Origin of the sequence: Paenibacillus sp. OSY-SE (assembly GCF_000283315.1) — a bacterium.
In the GTDB taxonomy this organism is placed as follows: domain Bacteria; phylum Bacillota; class Bacilli; order Paenibacillales; family Paenibacillaceae; genus Paenibacillus_B; species Paenibacillus_B profundus.
The window spans coordinates 33,315-55,147 of sequence record NZ_ALKF01000192.1; the positions used below are offsets into that span (position 1 = coordinate 33,315).

At 50.2% G+C, this 21,833-nt stretch carries 17 protein-coding genes; 11 read left to right on the forward strand and 6 right to left on the reverse strand.

The genetic code is table 11. The annotated features are described in order from the left end of the window. The first annotated feature begins 20 nt into the window (after nt 1–20). The 5 genes from sufD (at nt 21) to A372_RS0120335 (ending at nt 5,421) form a co-directional block, all read left to right on the forward strand. Nucleotides 21–1,334 (forward strand): Fe-S cluster assembly protein SufD, encoded by a 1,314-nt coding sequence (gene sufD, locus A372_RS0120315; RefSeq protein WP_019422735.1) that lies wholly within the window; start codon nt 21–23, stop codon nt 1,332–1,334. Further along, nucleotides 1,331–2,557 (forward strand): cysteine desulfurase, encoded by a 1,227-nt coding sequence (locus tag A372_RS0120320; RefSeq protein ID WP_019422736.1) that lies wholly within the window; start codon nt 1,331–1,333, stop codon nt 2,555–2,557. The genes sufD and A372_RS0120320 overlap by 4 nt, the downstream gene beginning before the upstream one ends. Continuing rightward, on the forward strand, nt 2,544–2,966 hold the full coding sequence (gene sufU / locus A372_RS0120325; RefSeq protein ID WP_019422737.1) for a Fe-S cluster assembly sulfur transfer protein SufU: 423 nt from the start codon (nt 2,544–2,546) through the stop codon (nt 2,964–2,966). Before A372_RS0120320 ends, sufU begins: the two co-directional genes overlap by 14 nt. 46 nt (nt 2,967–3,012) lie before the next feature. Next, nucleotides 3,013–4,410 (forward strand): Fe-S cluster assembly protein SufB, encoded by a 1,398-nt coding sequence (gene sufB / locus A372_RS0120330; protein WP_019422738.1) that lies wholly within the window; start codon nt 3,013–3,015, stop codon nt 4,408–4,410. 177 nt (nt 4,411–4,587) lie between these two features. Further along, on the forward strand, nt 4,588–5,421 hold the full coding sequence (locus A372_RS0120335; RefSeq protein ID WP_019422739.1) for a polysaccharide deacetylase family protein: 834 nt from the start codon (nt 4,588–4,590) through the stop codon (nt 5,419–5,421). 15 nt (nt 5,422–5,436) lie between these two features. Here A372_RS0120335 and A372_RS0120340 read toward each other — a convergent pair whose 3' ends face one another. Further along, the gene (locus A372_RS0120340; protein ID WP_026011186.1) at nt 5,437–6,534 is read right to left on the reverse strand and encodes an HD-GYP domain-containing protein; all 1,098 of its coding nucleotides are present in this window, start codon (nt 6,532–6,534) and stop codon (nt 5,437–5,439) included. Between the two features lie 206 nt (nt 6,535–6,740). Here A372_RS0120340 and A372_RS0120345 point away from each other — a divergent pair, with 206 nt between their 5' ends. From A372_RS0120345 to yfkAB, 5 genes are all read left to right on the forward strand, one after another. After that, nucleotides 6,741–8,240: a bifunctional metallophosphatase/5'-nucleotidase gene (locus tag A372_RS0120345; protein WP_019422741.1), complete on the forward strand. Its 1,500-nt coding sequence runs from the start codon at nt 6,741–6,743 to the stop codon at nt 8,238–8,240. A 23-nt stretch (nt 8,241–8,263) separates the two neighbouring features. Beyond that, on the forward strand, nt 8,264–9,091 hold the full coding sequence (locus A372_RS0120350; RefSeq protein WP_019422742.1) for an undecaprenyl-diphosphate phosphatase: 828 nt from the start codon (nt 8,264–8,266) through the stop codon (nt 9,089–9,091). Nucleotides 9,092–9,241: 150 nt separating this feature from the next. Further along, complete coding sequence (locus tag A372_RS0120355) at nt 9,242–10,369, forward strand: HD-GYP domain-containing protein (RefSeq protein WP_019422743.1); 1,128 nt, start codon at nt 9,242–9,244, stop codon at nt 10,367–10,369. Nucleotides 10,370–10,658: 289 nt separating this feature from the next. Then, nucleotides 10,659–12,899, forward strand: a complete 2,241-nt coding sequence (locus A372_RS0120360; RefSeq protein WP_019422744.1) for an MMPL family transporter — start codon at nt 10,659–10,661, stop codon at nt 12,897–12,899. A 164-nt stretch (nt 12,900–13,063) separates the two neighbouring features. Then, nucleotides 13,064–14,248 carry a radical SAM/CxCxxxxC motif protein YfkAB gene (yfkAB, locus tag A372_RS0120365; protein WP_019422745.1) on the forward strand — a complete coding sequence of 395 codons (1,185 nt, stop codon included), beginning with the start codon at nt 13,064–13,066 and terminating at the stop codon, nt 14,246–14,248. A gap of 717 nt (nt 14,249–14,965) precedes the next feature. Here the strand turns inward: yfkAB and A372_RS0120370 are convergent. Continuing rightward, nucleotides 14,966–15,949 (reverse strand): YpdA family putative bacillithiol disulfide reductase, encoded by a 984-nt coding sequence (locus tag A372_RS0120370; protein WP_019422746.1) that lies wholly within the window; start codon nt 15,947–15,949, stop codon nt 14,966–14,968. A 225-nt stretch (nt 15,950–16,174) separates the two neighbouring features. On the opposite strand from A372_RS0120370, the gene A372_RS0120375 reads away from it, so the two are divergent. Then, nucleotides 16,175–16,888 carry an HAD family hydrolase gene (locus A372_RS0120375; protein WP_019422747.1) on the forward strand — a complete coding sequence of 238 codons (714 nt, stop codon included), beginning with the start codon at nt 16,175–16,177 and terminating at the stop codon, nt 16,886–16,888. Nucleotides 16,889–16,947: 59 nt separating this feature from the next. On the opposite strand, the gene A372_RS0120380 is transcribed toward A372_RS0120375, so the two are convergent. From A372_RS0120380 to A372_RS0120395, 4 genes are read right to left on the reverse strand one after another with little or no spacing between them, the layout of a single operon-like run. Then, a complete protein-coding gene (locus A372_RS0120380) occupies nt 16,948–18,156 on the reverse strand; it encodes a YheC/YheD family endospore coat-associated protein (RefSeq protein WP_019422748.1) in 1,209 nt (402 codons plus the stop codon). Nucleotides 18,157–18,176: 20 nt separating this feature from the next. Then, complete coding sequence (locus tag A372_RS0120385) at nt 18,177–19,280, reverse strand: YheC/YheD family endospore coat-associated protein (RefSeq protein ID WP_036704857.1); 1,104 nt, start codon at nt 19,278–19,280, stop codon at nt 18,177–18,179. 2 nt (nt 19,281–19,282) lie between these two features. After that, nucleotides 19,283–20,659, reverse strand: a complete 1,377-nt coding sequence (locus tag A372_RS0120390) for a YheC/YheD family endospore coat-associated protein (protein WP_019422750.1) — start codon at nt 20,657–20,659, stop codon at nt 19,283–19,285. Continuing rightward, nucleotides 20,656–21,828: a YheC/YheD family endospore coat-associated protein gene (locus tag A372_RS0120395; protein WP_019422751.1), complete on the reverse strand. Its 1,173-nt coding sequence runs from the start codon at nt 21,826–21,828 to the stop codon at nt 20,656–20,658. Before A372_RS0120395 ends, A372_RS0120390 begins: the two co-directional genes overlap by 4 nt. Between the last annotated feature and the right edge of the window lie 5 nt (nt 21,829–21,833).

Below are 21,833 nucleotides of genomic sequence, written 5' to 3' on the forward strand. Positions count from 1 at the left end.
ACAGGAGGAGCGATAGACCGATGAGCACGCAAACGATACTACCAGTGGACCGTGAAACGGTCGCTGCCCTCTCCAGCCGCAAGAACGAGCCGGCTTGGTTGGCGGAATCCCGCTTGCAAGCACTGGAGAATGCAGCAACACTGGATTACCCTAAATTAGAGAAAACAAAAATAGAACGCTGGAATTTGAATACGTATGGAGTATATGTGGACGCTGTAGAAGCGAAGAGCTTCAGCGATGTGCCTGCTGAAGCACGCAGCTTCCTGAACGAAGACGGCGCGCAAGATATGGATAACGTGCTGGTGCAGCACAATTCCGGAGTCGTCTACCGCCGCTTGAATGCGGAATTAGCGGCCAAGGGTATTATTTTTACCGATTTGGAAACGGCTGTCCGCGAGCATGAAGCACTGGTGAAGCCTTACTTGATGCAAGCGCTCAAGGCGGATGAACACCGTATGGCAGCACTTCATGCTGCATTGTGGAACGGCGGCGCATTCCTATACATTCCGAAGAACGTAGAAGTGGATATTCCGCTGCAGGCGTTGTTCTACACAGACGATGCACAAGCGACGTTCGCGCCTCACGTGCTGATTGTCGCAGAAGCGAACAGCCGCGTGTCGTACATGGACAACTACGTTTCTGGCCAGCTGCAAGCGCCGATTGTTCATAACGGCGTCGTTGAAGTGTTCGTCAAGCCAGGAGCCAAGGTGACGTATGCATCGATCCACCACTTGGGCGAGCAGGCGACAGACGTTACGTTCCGCCGTGCTGTCGTCGAGAACGATGGACGCATTGAATGGATCGTCGGTGAAATGCATAACGGCAACGCAGCTTCGGAAACGAACTCTATTCTTCAAGGCAACGGTTCAACTTCTGATGCTAAAATCATATGTGTAGGTAATGGGGAGCAGAAGCTCAATATTACGACCAAAGCGGTCCATATCGGCAAGAGCTCCGATAGCCAGATGATTACGCGTGCGGTAATGCGTGAATCGGCATCCTCGATTATTAACGGCATTACGAAAATCGAGAAGGGTGCGACGAAGGCGAACGGAGAGCAGACGGAGCGCGTGCTCATGTTGAGCCCGAAAGCGCGCGGGGATGCGAACCCGATTCTTCTCATCGATGAGGACGATGTCACAGCAGGTCACGCAGCGTCTGCCGGACAGGTGAATCAAGAACAAGTGCATTATATGATGTCGCGCGGTATATCCCGTGAGGACGCGGAGAACCTCATCATTCGCGGGTTCTTGGCTCCAGTCGTCGCGGAGGTGCCGAACGAGTATTTGCAGCAGCTGTTAAAGAGCTACATCGAAAGGAAGCTGGGACAATGATTGGACGCGAGCTTCGTGAGCAATTTCCGATTCTGAATCAGGAAGTGAATGGACATCCGTTGGTGTATTTGGACAATGCGGCGACTTCACAGAAGCCGAGGTCCGTTATTGATGCCGTGAAGAGGTATTACGAGTGGGATAATTCCAACGTACACCGCGGTGTGCACACGCTCGGCTCCCGGGCCACGGACGCTTACGAAGGCGCGCGGGAGAAAGTAGCCCGCTTCATTAATGCCAAGCGCACGGAAGAGATCGTGTTCACACGCGGGACGACGACTGCCATCAATCTAGTGGCGTCTTCTTACGGACGTACGGTATGCCAAGAAGGGGACGAGATTGTGCTCACCCCGATGGAACATCACAGCAATCTCATTCCGTGGCAGCAAGTCGCGAAAGCGACCGGAGCCACGTTAAAATACATTCCTCTGCAAGAGGATGGAACGATTTCGCTCGCTGACGTGGAGAAGACGATTACAGATCGAACGAAGATTGTCTCGGTGATGTATGTCTCGAACGTGCTCGGTGTCGTCAACCCGGTCAAGGAGATAGCCGAGATTGCACATCGGCACGGAGCCGTCATGGTGGTCGACGGTGCGCAGAGCACACCGCATATGCGCATCGACGTGCAGAATTTGGACTGCGATTTCTACACGTTATCCGGTCACAAGATGTGCGCTCCCACGGGAATCGGGGCACTCTATGGCAGAAAAGAGCTTTTGAATACTATGGAGCCGATTGAATTCGGCGGCGAAATGATCGACTTCGTCGATTTGTACGAATCGACTTGGAAGGATGCTCCTTGGCGCTTCGAAGGCGGTACGCCGATTATTGCGGGTGCAGTCGGACTTGCGGCGGCCATCGACTTCTTGGAGGAAGTCGGTCTGGAGAACATTCAGCAGCATGAGCACCAGCTTGCAGGCTTAGCCATCGACAAGCTGGGCGCGATCGAGGGATTGACTATCTATGGCCCGCATCAGGGGCGCGTCGGACTAGTCACGTTCAACCTCGATGACATTCATCCGCACGATGTCGCCACCGTGCTCGATGCCAAAGGAATTGCCGTCCGTGCCGGACATCACTGCTGCCAGCCGCTGATGCGTTGGCTGAACGTCAGCTCGACGGCGCGCGCAAGTTTCTATCTGTACAACACGGAAGAAGACATCGACCGGTTGGCGCAAGCGTTGCGAGAGACAAAGGAGTATTTCAGCGATGCAATTGGATGATTTGTACCGCCGCGTCATCATGGATCATTACAAGAAACCACGTAATCGCGGTACGTTTGACGCCGACGTTGTGACCATTGATTTGAACAACCCAACTTGCGGTGACCGTATCTCGCTTCAGTTGCAGGTGAACGATGGAATCGTAGAGGCGGCACGCTATACCGGGGAAGGCTGCTCCATAAGCATGTCGAGCGCCTCGATGATGACCGAAGCGGTAAAAGGCAAGACGCTGGAACAAGCGTTGGAATTGGCGAACCGGTTCTCTGCCATGGTGAAGGGCGAGGACGTTACGTTTGATGAATACGAAGATATTGAAGCTTTGTCTGGCGTATGCAAGTTCCCGGCTCGTATCAAATGTGCGACATTGGCCTGGAACGCACTGCGCAAAGGAATTGAAGAGCCGATCTAGCTCGGCTTAGCAAGTGCGGGAAACCGTACGGAGGAGGTTTATTATTATGGCGAAGAAAATGCCTGAAATGGAAGAGTATAAATATGGCTTTCGCGACAACCACCAAGCGGTCTTCCAATCCGGTAAGGGCCTGACACCGGAAATCGTCAAAGAGATTTCCGGCATCAAGGAAGAGAACGACTGGATGCTTGATTTCCGCATGAAGTCGCTGGAGCAGTTCAACAAGATGGCAATGCCGCGTTGGGGTGGCGACTTGGATGAATTGGACTTCAACGATATCCAATACTATGTCCGTCCTTCCGAGAAACAAGGGAAGACATGGGAAGAAGTTCCGGCTGAAATTAAGGAAACGTTCGACAAGCTCGGCATTCCGGAAGCGGAACAGAAATTTTTGGCCGGGGTTTCGGCACAGTATGAGTCCGAAGTCGTCTACCACAGCATGCAGAAAGAGCTCGAAGATCAAGGTGTTATTTTTATGGATACCGATTCTGCGCTGCGTGAGCACCCAGAGCTGTTCCGTGAATATTTCGGCACGGTTGTTCCTCCGGCAGATAACAAGTTCGCCGCGTTGAATAGTGCCGTATGGTCTGGTGGCAGCTTCATTTACGTACCGAAGGGTGTCAAATGCGAAATTCCGCTGCAAGCGTACTTCCGCATTAACTCGGAGAACATGGGACAGTTCGAGCGGACGCTTATCATCGCCGACGAGGACAGCTTCGTACATTATGTCGAGGGCTGTACGGCTCCGATCTACAGCACGAACTCGCTGCATAGCGCAGTCGTTGAAATCATCGTGAAGAAGAACGCACGCGTTCGCTATACGACGATTCAGAACTGGGCGCCGAACATCTACAACCTGGTAACGAAGCGTGCGGTCTGCGAAGAGAACGCGAACATGGAATGGGTAGACGGCAACATCGGCTCTAAGCTGACGATGAAGTACCCTGCCGTCATCTTGAAAGGACGCGGAGCCAAAGGTTCCGTATTGTCCATCGCTGTTGCAGGCAAAGGACAACACCAAGATGCAGGTGCGAAGATGATTCACTTAGCTCCGGATACGACATCGACCATCATCTCGAAGTCTATTTCTAAGCATGGCGGAAAGGTAACGTACCGTGGTCTTGCATCGTTCGGCCGCGACTCCGACGGAGCGAAGTCGAACGTCAAGTGCGATACGCTCATCTTGGATAACGAGTCGACATCGGATACGATCCCGTACAACGAGATCCGCAACGACAACATTCAGTTGGAGCATGAGGCGACGGTATCGAAAGTGTCCGAAGATCAATTGTTCTATCTGATGAGCCGTGGACTGACCGAAGACGAAGCGACGCAAATGATCGTCATGGGCTTTATTGAACCGTTTACGAAAGAGCTGCCAATGGAATATGCGGTTGAAATGAACCGACTCATTAAGTTCGAAATGGAAGGTTCCATTGGATAATATGATATACATGATAACGCCTTGTTCCCTTTGGGGAGCAAGGCGTTATTTGATCGAGCCGCATGAAGCGAATGGCACTTCTCCTACAGGGTCATACTAAGGGGCATATGTGAACGGAATGCGGAAGTTAGTTCATATATGCATTCACCTAATTTATGCACGGATGGAGGAGAGGTTATGAATCGTTCACCTCTGCACGGGAAGAGCAAGCGCTGGCACTGGCAGCGTACTCTATATTTGACCGCGGTCATGCTGCTTATTTTTTCGTTTATGGCATGGCCTGTGAATGCGTGGATGGAGAGTCCGTCTGAGCTTCACGCGATGGCAAAGCTGCAGGAGCCGGCTCGTAAAGATCGTTCGTACTATGAGCAAAGAGGAGATATCGTATGGGAAGTGCCTTCAGCTGGCAAGCGAATCGCTCTTACCTTCGATGATGGACCTGATCCGAAAAACACGCCGAAAATATTGGAATTGTTGAAGCAATATGATGCCAAGGCGACGTTTTTTCTTGTAGGATGGCGTGTACAAAAGCATACGCAATTAGTAAAGCGAACCGTGTCCGAGGGACATGAAATTGGCAACCATTCCTACCATCACAAATATCTTCGTCGCGGCACGTCATTGGCAGTAATAAAAGACGAAATAATGCGGGCGCATCGTGTCATTGAGGAAGTGACCGGGATTGCACCTCGATTGTACAGACCACCAGGCGGATACTACAATGAAAATCTAGTGAAGGTTGCTCATGCTAACGACTATCGCATTGTGTTATGGTCATGGCATCAGGATACGAAGGATTGGAGTTCACCCGGCGTACAGCGGATTGTGAACAAGGTGTTGGATCATGCAAGAAACGGCGATATTGTACTTATGCATGATTTTAACGATAGGAGCTCCCAGACGGTCGAAGCGCTGAAAGTGATTTTGCCGGAATTGAAGAAACGTGGATATTCCTTCGTTACCGTCTCGGAGCTCATGACACATCGCGTTAAGGCGCATACGAATCGCTAGCACTGTAAGGCGTACTTATACGTAAACCTGTTCAATAAATAGTTCTCTCGTTAACGATAAATCGATAAATTGATTATCGATTTGCACGAGCGGGCGGAAGAATTCCGTCTGATGCGTCATGACGATGAGTCCCGTTCTACCGTCGTTCAGACGAGCCTGCTTATGTATAAAGTTCGGGAGCATATTACGGATAAAAGTATGCGTAAGCGTCGGATCCAGCCCGCTAAAGCTCATATGATACAGTTCCTTCAACACGGTAAATAAATCCTGTTTCTTGCGATAGCTTCGATTCGAGGTCATGGCGCTATACACATCTACAATGGCAACGATTCGCGATACCGGATGAATGTTCTCATCGATAAGTCCATACGGATATCCGGAGCCGTCGAGTCGCTCATGGTGCTGAAGAGCGGCCAATGAGAGCCATTCATCCTCATATGACTGTCTGATGACCTCGTATCCGCTTATCGTGTGGCGCTTAATCGCTTCGAACTCCTCAGCAGTCAGGCGATCCGGCTTGTTTAATATGTCCTTGTCGATGTGAGCTTTTCCGATGTCGTGGAGGAAGCCGGCTTTGCAAATGCGCATCGCATCGACATCTTCGTAATGAAGCCACTTGGCGAGATAGAAGGCCAGCATGCCGACTTGTACGGAATGCTGGCATGTGTAATCATCCTGAGAATCGAGCATCAGCAGCAGTGAGACGACGTCGCGTTCGTTCTCGATTTGTTGAATAATTGGCATGATCGTCTGTTCGACTTGCTCGTCCTTCACAATGCCATGAGCGATAGCATCGGAGAACAGTGTCTCAACGCCGGATATAGCCTCTTTATAACTAAGGAGCATCGATTGTCTGGATTGTGATGATTGCACGGGAATATCCGGTTGGTTCTCATCACCGAAATTCTTATCCATCACAGCAGTAAGCGGTATCATAAATGTGTTGTTTTCACGAGCTTCAATATCAATCATATCCATATGGTGCCTTAGGAACAAAGCAATGTCTCGTTCCTTGATGGCCGTACCCGCGGATAGGACTAATAGACCATGATGATTGAAAATATCCTTCGATAGTCTATCCCCATCTCTAATTTGCGTAACATGAACCCGCACGTTGCATTTCACCATCCCAGTTAAATTGGCCTACATGTACGATTTATCATATCAACTCCACGAAAATGTGACAACAACATTTTCCAAATAAACTGAAAATTTGCGGTGATGAATCTTTCTTGAAGCTCGTATATGAATATAGAGGCGAGTTTGTCCCGAACGGCAATCCTAACGCAGGGCGATAGTCAAGCGATGATGTTCATGCTATGCTTGTTGATGTTTATCAGCCATGGATTGCAGGCGGAAAGGAAGGGATGAAGTTGCTGCAGTCGTTAGATTGTGGTTCGGACGATTCGATCATCCTATTGTATACCAATGACGTGCACAGCCATTGGGAAGGAGTCACCCGTCTGGCTGCTCAGATTCGCCATTACCGTGCCCGGTTAGGGAATCGGGTGCTGTTATTGGATGGTGGCGATCATATGGACAGAGCATTCTCGGAGACGGAAGGAACCTATGGGGCGGCCAATCTGCACATTATGAATGCTTTGCGTTATGATGCCGGCGTCATCGGCAATAATGAAGGGCTTACCTTTGAACCCGAAAGATTAGGCGACGTATATCGGAAGTGGGGGCAATTTCCGATGTTGGCGGCTAATGTGTTCGATCTGGACAGCGGAGAACGTCCGAACTGGCTTACACCGTGGATACGCCTTGAGCGCAACGAATACCGCATAGGTATTGTAGGAGTGACTGCATCGTATCCTGATTATTATAAGTTGCTGGGATGGGATGTAACCGACCCGATAGATGCGGTTGCCGACGCGGTTGCCGAATTGCGACCTACCGTCGATCTGCTCATCGTCCTTTCCCATTGCGGATTGCCTGTTGATGAGCGCATGGCGGAGCAAATCGATGGCATTGACCTCATATTGGGCGGTCATACGCACCACTTGCTGCAAGAAGGCAGGCGAATCAAGGATACGTGGCTGCTTGCCGCTGGGAAGCACGGCAACTATTTAGGGGTCGTGGAGTGCTGCCGCCGTGCAGGGAAGATACATATGAAGCCTTACTGCATCCCAACGGCTGAGCTGGAGCCGGATGAGATTATTGTCCAGGAACTGGGACGTTGGCGGGAAGAAGCGGTTAGGCATTTAGCCGCTCCAGTCACGGTCTTATCTGAACCGCTTGCAGTTCACCTTGCGAAGCCTTCTCCTCTAGGTCAGCTTCTTGCTCAAGGACTTCGTTCCGCCGCCCGAGCGGACATCGGTCTCGTGAATGCTGGGCAGCTGCTCGGACATATTCCGGCAGGGGAAGTTACGGAAGGCATGCTGCACGCAATATGCCCTTCCCCTATCAACCCGGTTCGTATGCAATTGAGCGGGTCCGCATTACGTCGAGCTTTGAAGGAGTGCTTGCAGGAGGAATGGATTCACAAGACGATTCGCGGATACGGATTTCGCGGAACGGAGCTTGGCACGCTATGCTTTGATGGGCTGCAGATGGAGGCCACCGTTCATGCTGACGAGACGAGGATCCGTCTATGGCGCGAAGATGGTCGGGAAATTCTAGACACGGATATGCTGTGGGTGGGGAGTATCGATATGTTTGTCTTCGGTGCTGGATATTTAAGCTTGAAGCAAGGGGAGAACATTCAGTTTTTACTGCCGGATTTTTTACGCGATATATTAAAATCTCAACTTCAAAATGAACTGGAACTGGAACGCTGCCGTGAGAGCAGATTCACATTGACTACCCTCGATTAGAGGGAGAGGAGTGGGTTGGAAGCATGTTCTACGTGATGATTGCGATTATATTAGGTATCGTTGAAGGTTTAACGGAATTCATCCCGGTTTCATCCACTGGTCATATGATTTTAACGACTCGGCTGATGGGCATTACAGAGCAGGCGGGGTGGCTGAAGACATTTGAGATCGTCATTCAGCTCGGCGCCATTTTAGCGATTACGGTTGTCTATTGGCAGCGAATTATGGAAATGCTCGGTCTGCGCAGCCAAACGGTACAGAAGGGCAATATTCCAGCCAAGCGGCTCAATCTGATTCATATTGCTCTTGGCATTGGTCCAGCTGTGCTCGTCGCGTTCTTTGCCAAAGATTATGTCAAGAGTCAGTTCGATAATACAGCAACGGTGCTTTGGGCGCTTGTAGTCGGCGGGGCGTTTATGTGGTTTGCTGAATGGTTCGGCTCGAAGAAGAAACCGTCGGCTGAGTCGATGGAGGATATCTCTTATAAACAAGCGTTTCTTATCGGTCTATACCAGATCCTATCTGTCGTCTGGCCAGGATTCTCACGCTCGGGATCCACGATGTCAGGCGGTATGTTAAGCGGGGTCAGCTACCGTGCGGCAGCGGACTTTTCGTTTTTGATCGCGATTCCAATTATGGTGATGGCAAGTGGCTATGAGCTGCTGGAGAACTACAAGATGTTCACTCTAGATATTATTGGTTTTTTTGCGCTAGGATTTATCGTCTCCTTCGTGGTCGCTTATATCGTCGTCGTTACCTTTTTGAATCATATTCAGCGAATCCGCTTGCGCCATTTTGCAATATATCGCTTTGTGCTGGCCGCCTTGTTCTGGTTTTTTATCATGCGTTAACGATACATAAAATTCCATAACTATAAATTTTGAAGGTATTCTATGATTACTTTAACTATCTGACATATGGTATTATAAAATAGAATTAAGACAGGGAATACGGATACATTTCGAAATTGTAAATAACTTAACATCAGGGGTTGACTCTGCTTGCGATGGGTACCAGTTCAAGCGTGCCGATCTGGCATGCGTTTAGCAAAAAAAATATTTAATGAAGAAGGTTTTGTCCTGCTGGAAGAGCACGTCGAACTGAACGCATCCTACATCCAACGATTGCTTGCGATGGGAGTCTCCCACGTATATATCGAAGATGAGTTGACTGAAGGTATAGATGCCCCGAACCTATTGAGTGAGGATACGCGCCGTATGGCCAACAAGACGATCCGGCAGCAGTTCAAGCTGCTGATGAACGATAAGACCTCGCGCAAACGGCCAGTATCCTCGACGATGAATCGTGCTTTTATTCAAGTGCTGGATGCCATTATTGACGATCTCTCCAATCATGATGAAGCGATGGTCATGCTGAATGATATCCAAACGACTGACCATTATTTATTCCGGCACTCGCTCAATGTATGTGTCTACACAACGCTGCTTGGCATGCACTACGGCTATGAGCGAGAGGCGTTGAAGACGTTGAGTATGGGGGCGCTTCTTCATGATATTGGCAAAACGCAAATTGACCTCCAAATATTGACCAAGCCCGGCAAGCTGACCGATTCCGAATTCGACCACATCAAGCAGCATGCGGAGTTAGGTTATCGCATCCTTAAGAATGAACCGAATATCCCGATCTTAGCCGCTCATTGTGCGTATCAGCATCATGAACGATTGAATGGTTGCGGCTATCCGCGGGGTATTACCTCGCCGGACATCCACGAATATGCCAGATGGATTGGGATTACCGACTCCTATGATGCGATGACTACACATCGCGTCTATCGTCAAGCCATGCTGCCCCATGAAGCTCTGGAAATTTTGTACACAGGTTCGGGAACTTTATACGAGCAATCTATGCTTGCATTGTTCCGAGATCGAATCGCCGTCTACCCGATAGGCATGTCCATCGTATTAAGCAACGGGGAAACCGGTGTTGTCGCTTCCATCAACGCGCACTGTCCGCAGCGTCCCGTCGTTCGCATCTTGTACGATTCCGAAGGGAACCGTTTGTCTGCTCCGCGAGAACTTAATTTATCTGAATGCTTGCATATGATGATCGTAGGAGCCGATACTGAGAAAATTGACCCTGGTCGCAACGAAGCTTACAATGAGACTTAGAGTTATTAGTGTGTGTTCAAAAAGGCCACTTTTCAGCACCGAGAAGGTTGCAAGAACTCGAAGCGTATGCTTTCGAATCGAGTTTTGCTCCGCAAAACTTGCAAGGAGGAGCGGAGTGTAGGCGAGACTGCATGATCACCTGAAATGTTTCCGCAGGAAACATGCTTCGGAAGCATAAGCTCTTCGAGAGTGAATGCAAGATTCGAAGCCGAATAGCTTCTCGGAATATTACGTGATCAAAAGGGGATTTTTTGAACGACCTCTATTACATAAGCAGGGGGAACAAGGAGTGCGAGAAACAGATAAACACGGTCTGTTTTGGCATTGGGGCAAGCTGATGTACCGCCGGCGCCATTTGGTGTGGAGCGTGTGGGTGATAATTTTTTTGGTTATGGCCCTTTTTGCCTTTCAAGTGCCATCTATGCTCAAAGACAATGGATTTACGCCTGCTGGCAGTGAATCTGACAACGGATTGAATGTGCTGCGGGATGAGATGGGAATTTCGGCTACAATGATGGACATTGTCTATGAAAGCAAAGATGGTTCCTCACTGATGACGGATCAGGCAATGCAATTAATCGAACAGTCCTTGTCTAAGCTGCAAGAACAGCCGTACGTAACGGATCTGCACGTGCGTCAAGACGGCAGAATCGGGAATCGTCAGGACGTCACCTCGGTGAACGTCATTTTCAATATGGATACGAACGATGCTTTGGAACAATATCCGGACATCCGCAGGCTTATCCCCGATATTCCGAGCATGAACATATATGCTAGCGGCGCTACTCCGGTCTATTATGATATGCAGGAGGCAAGTAAGCGCGATATCGTGAAGTCGGAAATGATCGGCTTGCCGATAGCGCTCATTGTTTTGCTCATTGTGTTCGGCACATTGCTTGCAGGGCTGCTGCCGCTCATCGTGGGCTTGTTCAGTGTCACAGTGACACTAGGATTATTGTACTTTATTGCGCTATCTACCGATTCGCTAAGCAATTTCCTGCCGAATGTCGTTACGATGCTGGGCCTTGCGGTTGGGATCGATTACGCCTTATTCATGGTTAGCCGCTTCCGTGAGGAGCTGCGGTGTCAGCCTTCGATAGAGCAAGCGGTGGCGATGACTGCACAGCGGGCAGGGCAATCCATCTTCTTCTCTGGTGTTGCCGTGTTGATTGGGTTGGTTGCGATGGCATTTATCGACTTGTCCTTATTTCGTTCGTTAAGCTTGGGCGGAGTTATGGTCGTGTCGATGTCGGTAATTGTGGGGAATTCTCTGCTGTTGTCGCTTTTAGCGGTATTCGGAGAGAAAATTAATCGTTATCCTGTCATTCCCCGGCGCTTTCGCCGGAGCACTGACGGGGAAGAGAGCAGGTTCTGGAGCAAGATTGCTCATGGAGTCATGAAACGGCCGGTTACGATCGTAATATTGTTGTGCGCCATCCTCATTACGTGTGCCTTGCCAGTGGGAGGCATGAAGATTGGCATACCGGCTGCTGAGGTGCTGCCGCCGAAATACGAATCCAGATACGGCGCGGATTTAATGAATGAGGTCTATGATCCGCATGAATTGACCCCGGTTCAATTGGTGCTGCGGGCAGATAAGCCTTATACAGAGCTTGATACCATTCAAGCAGCTGAGAAATGGGCCGACCAAATCCGCAAGGTAGAAGGGGTGCGCCGTGTAGACAGTTATGTTGCGGCACTTGCCCAACTCCCTACTGCGGAAGCGAAAGCCGGTGCGCTGCAGAATGAACAGCTTCGGGCGCAATTGGAAGGCAGTCACTTGGTGAAAGGCCAGCTCATCATTATGCAGGTCATACCGGATGTCCAGCCTGACGGTGATGAAGCCTTCGAGCTAGTCCGTCAACTGCGTGAATTGGATTTGGGGAGCGATGTGAACGAGAAGTATGTTACAGGCGGGCCGGCTGTTCAATTGGACATTATCGACCGGATTACGAACGCTCTGCCGTATGTCGTCGGATTCATTCTGCTCGTGACCTACTTCGTTCTGTTCATTGCCTTCCGCTCTGTTCTGCTGCCGTTGAAGGCGGTGCTCATGAATATATTGAGCTTGGGGGCGAGCCTGGGCATCGTTGTGCTTGTGTTCCAGCATGGGTACTTGGCCGACTTGTTCCAGGTCACTTCAACAGGTATTGTGGTGGCGATGCTGCCAGTCATCATTTTCTGCGTCGTATTCGGCATATCTATGGATTATGAGGTATTTTTGCTCTCACGGATTGCGGAAGAATATGACCGGACGAAAAATAATGAACATAGTACGGTAGAAGGCTTGAAGAAGACCGGCAGCATTATTACGAGCGCTGCATTCATCTTGATTGTCGTCGTAGGCGCGTTCATATTTACGGATAACGAGATGATGAAAGCTATTGGACTTGGATTAGCCACATCTGTGCTGCTGGATGCGACACTAATTCGTGTGTTTCTAGTACCAGCTTTGATGAAGCTCATGGGCAAGTTGAATTGGTGGGCACCGAGATTGTTCCGGAGCAAGTCGGAGCGCAATGCAGCTTGAGGTACAGCTTCGGCAGATTACATTGTCGTTTACTGCATAGAGAGAACTGCATAATGGTTGCCGGTTCTGATTACAGGCCGCTAACTCCTATGAGAAGACGGGCAGAAATTGTAGAATAATGAGTTGACATGAAGAGGCAACTAGAAAGTTAGGTGGAATAACAGATGAAACAGCTGCAAGTGGAGAAGGAAACGAATGTAAATCATGAGCGCATTGCGAACGGGCTTCCGGACATTTCCCCGTATTATGATCCGTGGGATCCGATACGCTCCTTGCAAACCTATGGCCATCATGTGTTGACGAGCGTCGAGATGACCGTGGCGAATGTGTGCAATATGCGGTGTGAGCATTGTGCCGTCGGACACACGCTCACGATGATTGAGCCTCCGAAGCTCCCGCTTGACCTCATGCTGAAGCGTTTGGATGAGGTGGAGCATTTGGAGACGATCAGCATTACCGGCGGTGAACCGATGTTCCATGAGAAGACGGTGAAGGAATATATCGTCCCGATTCTCAAGTATGCTCGCGATCGAGGCATTCGTTCCCAGATCAACTCCAACTTGACGCTGGATGTGCGCCGGTATGAGTGGATTGCACCGTATTTGGACGTTATGCACATTTCTTTCAACTATACGTGCATGGAAGATTTCCATGCGGTTGGGTTCACGCATACGAGCCATGAAGTTAAATCTGGTGTGGCCGCCCGGCTGTATGAGCAAATGATCGAGAACACGCGCCGCTTGAGTGAAGCGGGCATGTATATATCTGCTGAATCGATGCTCAATTATCGGACACATGACAAGATGAGCGAGATCCATCGGCTTATTGATGAGATGGGCTGCAAACGCCATGAGGTTCATCCGATGTATCCGAGCTCCTTCGCAGAGCATTTACCGACGCTGCCTATATCCGATCTGCGTCAATCGATTCATCATCTCTTAGACACGCGCAACAAGGAAATGTGGATGCTCTTCGGTACGTTGCCGTTCTATTCCTGCAATAGTAATGGAGAAGATCAGGAACTGCTGAATCGGTTGAAATCGGAACCGATGGTGACGCTTCGCAATGACCCTGACGGACGCAACCGTCTGAACGTCAATCTCTTTACGGGGGACGTGTTCGTGACCGACTTTGCGGATATCCCTGCCTTCGGAAATATTCACAACGTGAAGCTGGACGATATATTCAATGCATGGCTGCATGAGCATCCACTCTGCAAGACGGTGGATTGCTACTGTCCGCAAGCGTCCTGCTGTGGGCCTAACCTGCTTGTAGCTGAAATGTACTATAAAGGCGTAGACTTCAAGGAGCGGGAAGCCGCGATGAATGGCAAGGTTCCGGTACTGTGACGTATTAAAAACTGCTGCTCGATTGCAAGTAAATGGTGAAGGCGTTCCCAGCGATGGGGCGCCTTTTTTCAATCTTATAGAATTTTTATAGATTCTTGGCGGAAGATGTCTACTGCTATGGAATCACTTTATCCTTCACGGAGAAGGTATGTCTGTTCGCTCCCTTTGCCTCACTCTCCCCTCTAATCAGACAGCGGCATATCGTTCGACTATAAACGAGTATCCTTCACAAGTATAGAAAGCAGACGGATGTGCTTCCGTTCTATGACCCTTAGATCCATTCTCCCATAGAGTCAGAAAGGAGCACGAGGAAGAGGTACAACTACATGCCGCTTAGTAAAGACACCATACCATGAAAGCGTCCGATCCTGACGGCAGTGAACTTGGCAGGATGCATAGTCGACATTGTTCGTACGGACTTCTGATGGAAGGGGAGAATGAAGCAAAGGGGCAGATGAGGGAACACCGTTAATCAGAACGCGCCACAGCACTAACGTAATATTTCGTTATAGAATTCCATGAAAGCGTCCGATCCTGACGGCAGAGAGCTTGGCAGGGATCCATAGTCGTCATTGTTCGTACGGACTTCTGATGGAAGGGGAGAATAAAGCCAAGGGGCAGATGAAGCGAAAGAAAAACGAAGTAGTAAGCAAGCAAGGCTGTACGGATCATCGCTCACGTACAGCCCCGTTTATTTTGCAGGCTGCGACACAGCCGTCATTGTTCCATCGTCGCGACGATATGCTCTGCGATCAGGCGTCCGTGGTGCCTGCCGGTCTCGATAAACACTTCGTTCGCGTTGCGTCCCGAAGCGATTACTCCAGCGACATATAAGCCGGGCACATTCGTCTCCATCGAGTTCTCATGGAACACGGGCTTCTCGCGATCATCCTGCAGATCAACGCCGCTTTCCGTCAACAGCTTGCGATCGGGACGAAAGCCTGTCAAAGCAAGCACGAAATCGCAAGCGACATAGTCCACTTTCCCTTCTGAATCTTGAATGTGCACCCGATCCTGCTCGATGCTCACGACCTGCGAGGAGAAGCGCATATGTATGCGTTCCTTGGTGATCATGCTTTCAAATATCGGACGAACCCAAGGCTTGATATTGTCAGACAGCTCATGGCCGCGGTATACGACGGTGACGTTGGCCCCTGCTCGCAATAGTTCGAGCGAGGCGTCAACGGCTGAATTGTTGCCTCCGATAATGATGACATTCATCCCTGCATACGGATGGGCTTCCTGAAAGTAATGCGTGACGTGCGGCAAGCTTTCACCCGGAATCCCCAACAGATTCGGATGATCAAAATAACCGGTCGCGATGACAACGAAGCGCGCTTCGCGCGTTAACGCTGAGCCGTTCCGCAGCTTCGTATGAAGCGTGAACCTCCCATCATCCTCTTTACGAATATGGGTTGCCTCTTCATATGAGCTGATGCGCAGCTGATATTGTTCCGCTACCTTGCGGTAATAGACCAGCGCCTCATGGCGAAACGGCTTGTCGTGCGGCGTAGTAAACGGCACGCTGCCGATTTCGAGAAGCTCCGGGGTGCTGAAGAATTGCAGATGCGTAGGATAACGGTAAATCGAATGGACCAGGCAATGCTTTTCAATTACTAAAGGATTAAGCCCTATCCGTTGTAATTCAATGGCTGCAGACAGTCCGCACGGACCGGCGCCAATAACTATGGCTTGTTCCAACTTAATCTCCTCCGTGTGACATGTTGTGTGGCGTTGCGATTTGATATTAGAAAATATCTTCAAGTTCCATGTTAACGGAAAGTGGAGTCCATTTCCATGGCGCATACTTACAAAAAGTTAACAATATTTATCGCTCTCTTCCTCCAGTTTCCGTACAAAGTATGTTATATTATTCTCATTGACTCATTGACTCATTGAATAACATAAAAAGACGGAGGGTATTCCATGACAACTTCCACAGCTGCATCTCGTTCCGGTCAATCGTTACCACGGCCGGAGGCGATGATTTTCGATATGGACGGAACGCTGTTCCGGACGGAAACGCTGCTTATCCCTGCGTATCACCGATTGTTCGATCAACTGCGAAGCGAAGGGCTGTTCGAGGGGCCTACACCGCCGGAGGAGTTGATTCTAAGCTCTCTTGGCATGCTGCTTGAGGCGATCTGGAAGCGAGTCATGCCGGATGCCAGCGATGAAGCAAGACAGCGCGCGGACGATTTATTGCTGGAATACGAGCTTGCCGGCTTAACGGAAGGCCACTCGGAACTGTATCCACAAGTGCGTGAGACGCTATCGGAGCTTCATAAGGCGGGCGTAAAGCTATTCGTGGCGAGCAATGGCTTGGAGGATTATGTCCAAGGTGTCTCTGATGCTCACTGTTTAACAGAATTATTTACGGGAATCTACAGCGCGGGCGGAAGACAGACATCTACGAAAGTGGAGCTTGTTCATCTACTGCTTCAGGAACATAATATTGCCTCCGCATGGATGGTCGGAGACCGTTCTTCGGATGTGGAAGCGGGCAAAGGAAATGAACTGACCGTTATCGGCTGCCAATATGCCGGCTTCGGAAGAGAGGAAGAGCTGCAAGGCTCCGACTGCTTCATATATCAATTTGAGGAGTTGCTGGAGCTGTACCGAACTTCTGCACGAAAATAACAATAGCCACATGTAAAAGGCGCAGCCCGAACGATGGGCTGCGCCTTCTGTACTATGAATCAGAGAGAGCTTGAGGAGGATTCAACATTATCCTCATTGGTTGCAGTATCCGCCGCTTCCTCCTCGGCGCGAGTGTCGTCAGAGTGCAGATTCGCAAGTATAGGGCGGTTATTCTTCTGCTTATAGAGCCACGAGGCGTACTCTAACGGCCGTGTAATGGCCAGACGATACGTTTCCCGATCGCCAGTGCGGATGAATACTTCACGGGCCGGCTTCGGATTGACTTCAAGCAGCCATACATGCCCGCTGCGATCGATTGCCAAGTCGAGCGCCAGCTCGCACAGGGCTCCATATTTCTGCTCCAGGAACTGGGCGATCTCCAAGCTTGCCTCTTCCGCCTCTTTTTTGACAGCTTTCATCCGCTCTTCATCGCCAATCCATTGACGCAGCAGTTCATCCATGCGGACCGCTTCACCACCGCCATGCAAATTGGACGTAATGCTCTTTATGGCACCGACGCGTCCGGCACAGCCCGTCACAGCCCATTTGCCTGAGCCATTTTTCTGCACGAGCATGCGATAATCGTGCACTCTTCCGCTTGGAAGGTTGAGGGAGATGCCCTGTTGGACCAAATAGCGCTCCTTGGCGTTCCAAGATGATAATTTGGCTGACAATTGGGAGAACGTCATCTTTTGGGGACGGATGATGCGGCGTTGATGGTCGCGTCCCTGAACGTAGACAGTCTGCGTGTTGGAGCGGATTCGCTCTATGCGCAGTATGCCGCGTCCGCCAGTTCCATTAATCGGCTTCAAGTATACGAGGGGAAATTGCTTCAGCAAGAGCTGTACATCTTGCACAGATGAGTACAATCGAGTGATAGGAAGGTGCTGCTTGACGTAGGACACGGTCGAGAGTACTTGATAAATCGTCCATTTGTTGCGCAGCGGCCGATTCAGGAACAACAAGTGATTGTACTTGCTGCGAAATCGCTTTAACTGTTCAAAGCGGTAGCTCTTTTGGATACGGCAGCGGTCAAAAATCATATTCGGAAACCGGGTCCATTTCCGTGACCAGCGGCCGGTCTCCGGATGATAGCACATCGCATAAATACGTTGCTGTTGGTCATCGACATCTTGCGGCGTGAATACATATACGTCAAGTCCGATTTTTTTGCCCGCTGCAATCATTTTCTGATAGATGGGCCGTTCTTCAAGCTGTTTGTGATCATTCAAGTAAAGGGTTAGTATACCAAGAACCGGTTGAGCCAAGCGTGTTCACCTTCCTCTCGTCATCCGCTTGGTTTCGCGAGGAATGTGCTATATTGAAAAATGCGCTCCAGCGAGCGTTTGCGAATGTGAGGTTCATCAAATTTCATCGGTTTGGCATTCGCCTCGAAGAACCAGATGCCGCCGCCTGCGTCTACGCCCAAGTCCATTGACATTTCACCCAGCGTATATTCGGAGCCGCGTTCGACTTGGCGTGCGATGACAAGCGCGGTGTTTTTGGCCCGTACGAATATTCGCCTCGATTGCTCTGATCCGAAGATGGTCGTGAGCAGCTTCTCGGGATCGTCGATGCTTCCTCCGCGCGGCACGTGTGTCGTAATGCTCATGGAACCGGCTACCCTTGCGCCGACACCGGTAATGTCCCACTGCCCCTTGCTGTTCTTCTGCACCAATACTCGCAGATCAAAAGGGCGGCGGTTAATCGTTGCGAGCGAAATGCCCTGCTGCACAATGTAATCATATTGTCCTGCTTGCTTGCGAATACGGGTCCACAGCTTGGATATGGTGGCGCATTTGTAGGAGGTGTTTTTCTTTTTATCTTGTATCTTCAAGCGAAATTTCAACGCTTTCGTATGATTGACGCGGAGCGTCATGATGCCTACCCCGGCTTTCCCCGTTTCTGGCTTTAAATAGAGATAGGGATGTTTATGCAGCATTTTGCCTAAGGAAACGGATGTCTTTAACCGCCTTGTGGAAGGAATGAATTTTCGGGTAGTGCGCGACTTCTTCAGCCACTCGAACAAATGCCATTTGTTAAAGAAATATGGATTGAACATGCGAATGGTCGGATGGGCGATAATTTCTTCAATTTTGCTGCGGACTGAAGGCAGGTTCTCATCCTCTCGAAGTGGGATGCGGTTATATACCACTTGAGGCAGCGGGAACCATTCCTGCTGCCATGCCTCCTTATCAAAATGGTACGAATGTCCAATCACACGCCTTGCATGAAGCTTTAAATCTTTGGCCGTTATAATATACACGATAAATCCAAGTTCTTTTCCAGTTCGTAAAATGTCGATAAAATTGTCCCGGTTGCCGCGAAAATTTTCTTTGTCATCATCTATCGTGAGGATCGCTACTACGGGAAGCTGCTCTTGATCCAACATGCTCACGTCGATTCCTCCCTGCGAAATTTGCTCAGGTACAGGCAGTGTTCTAGGATGTGCTCAATCGACGATTGCCCTTCGTTTTTTAATGAGGGATGCTTGAAGATAGAGCGCCCTGGCTTCGCATTGGCCTCAAACATCCACACCTGCTCATCGCGGTCAATGCCGAGATCAAACCCGAGTTCTCCCAATAAATGAGGGTGATTGCGTTCGATGGCTTCTGCCAATTCGATGGCGACCTGCTTGGAATTATCTAACACCTCTTCTGCACGTGCACCGAACGCGCGCTGGAGTGCCTGCTCTGGTGTCATGAGCCTCCCGCCGTTCTTCACATGCGTGGTCACACTGCCTTTCCCCGCTTTTTTGGCTCCAATGCCGACGACGACCCATTTATCCTCTCCGTCCTTATGCATATGGAATCGGAAGTCGATGGGACAACCGTCGATTTCGATGAGGCGCACCCCTTGCTGAACGACATAGTTGCGCAAGGAGCGTCCATGTCTTGCTTCAAGCATTCGAATCAAGCTCGAGAACTGCTTAAAGCGCAGAAGCACATTTTTGCCGTTGTTTGTATAGCGGGCGAAGTAGCCTTTCTTAGGCAAATAAGTGAGCCGGTAAATGCCGATGCCCAAGCTGCCGGCGGTCGGCTTGTAATAGACGAACTGATGCCGATCCAGCATGGCGCGGATGATGTCGGGTGTCGGATTCATAATGGATTCGGGAACGTACCGATTCGCATTCAATTCATCTTTCAACAGAGCGTACACATCGGATTTATTAAAAAAGCTCCAGTTAAAGAACGGTATTTTCTTCTTCATAAAACGTTCGCGGAGTGCGTTGATGGACGTTGATGTTTCCGCCCTGCGGCTCGGCAGGCGGTTGTATACGACATCGGGGAGCGGAACCGTCTTCCGCACCCACGCACCTGAGTCGGTAACGAAGAAAGCATGCACTGTGTCATTTTGCCAATTGACGTCGCGCGGACTGAAGGCGAAGACGTAGGCTTTCTTGTTGCCGGAGCGCAGAATTTGCTTAATAAAGCCGGTGCGGCTGCCGAATGGACTCGTGGTTGAACGTGAAGAGGTGTCGGACATGACGCCGATTAAAGGGCCCAACTGCAAGTCACCCTCGTGTTCATTCAGCAAATAGACGAGACCGGACTTAGGCACTCGAAACGAACTTCGCAAGCCGGCCGTAACATACAGATGTTTGCCGGGTTTTTTAATCGGTTTGACCGTGGCGGGTATGCTGGTTTTCCCCAACCTGAGCCGTACGGACTTTTTTCCGGCAAGCTTCAACTGCTTCAACAGTGAGTTGGACACGTATAAGATCTTCTCGGAATTTGGCGTCAAATGGACGTTGCATACCGTCAAACTCATGGACTAACCCTCCTAAGATATCGAACCATTACATAGCGCGCATACAATATGGGGTTCTCCACGGATTTTATGGCGGCTTCCTGCTCGCCCGTCTGCCTGAAAACCGACCTGCCCGGCTTGGAATTGACTTCAAGGAGCCACAGGCGGGCTTCACGGTCAATTCCGAAATCGAGACCGACCTCAGTCAAACGACCGTGGCGCGCTTCTAGAATCGGTGGAATGATTTCGCTGTAAGAGCGAAGCTGTTGCACGAGACGTTGTACGTGTTCTGGTTCGAATTGGCTTTCCAAGAATGGAACGACCGAAACGGCATGACCGCCTCCATGTAAGTTCGAAGTGATGCTGTGCTGCCGCCCGACACGGGCGGCCATTCCCGTAAAGCTCCAACGCCCCTTCTCATTTTTTTGCATCAGGATACGTATATCAAACGGTTCACCTGTTTGCGTAACCAAAGTTAAGTAGGGCTGCACGATAAATTTACGCTTGCCGATGAACCGGGCAATCCATTTCAATCCTTCACCGGGATGCGCAAAGGTACGATGGATTGGGCGATTGCGTTCGTCCCGGCCGCGAAGATGCAAGTAAGCTCCAAGGACAGAAGCATCTCTTTCATTACCGGCAGATGCATCGCTGCCGAACAGGCGGCGAACATGAAGTGTGGATTTGCCGTGCGTTCCACCGTGGGGCTTAAGAAATAGTTCTCCCCCGCACTCGTTCAACTGGTCGGCTAAACTGCCTGCTCCGGCGAACAATCGGGTTCTGGGCAAAATGTCAAGTAAGAACGGTTCCTTGGATAATGATTGGTATACGTCCCATTTTCCACGCAAGCCGATGCCGAGCAAGGTGACATTTGCATCCCGTATCAGTCTGGCAATAGCGGTGCGGGTTTTTCGATATTGGTTGCTATTGGAATAAGCGCAGCGGTCATATAAGAGTGAAGGCAATGGGACGATGCGTTGCACCCATCCGTGTGTGCCGTAGACATACCCGCTTACGGTAAGGTCGTGCCAATGAACCCAACGCGGAGAGAAGACGACGACCTGTACGCCGTACTTGTGACCGATCTTGCACAGCTTGCGGCAATACGCCGCTTCGGTAAATGGAGGTGATCCTTGCGAATCGCATTCTAGCACGCCAAGCGCATATTCCTTTGGCTGGTCTTCACTCATCTATG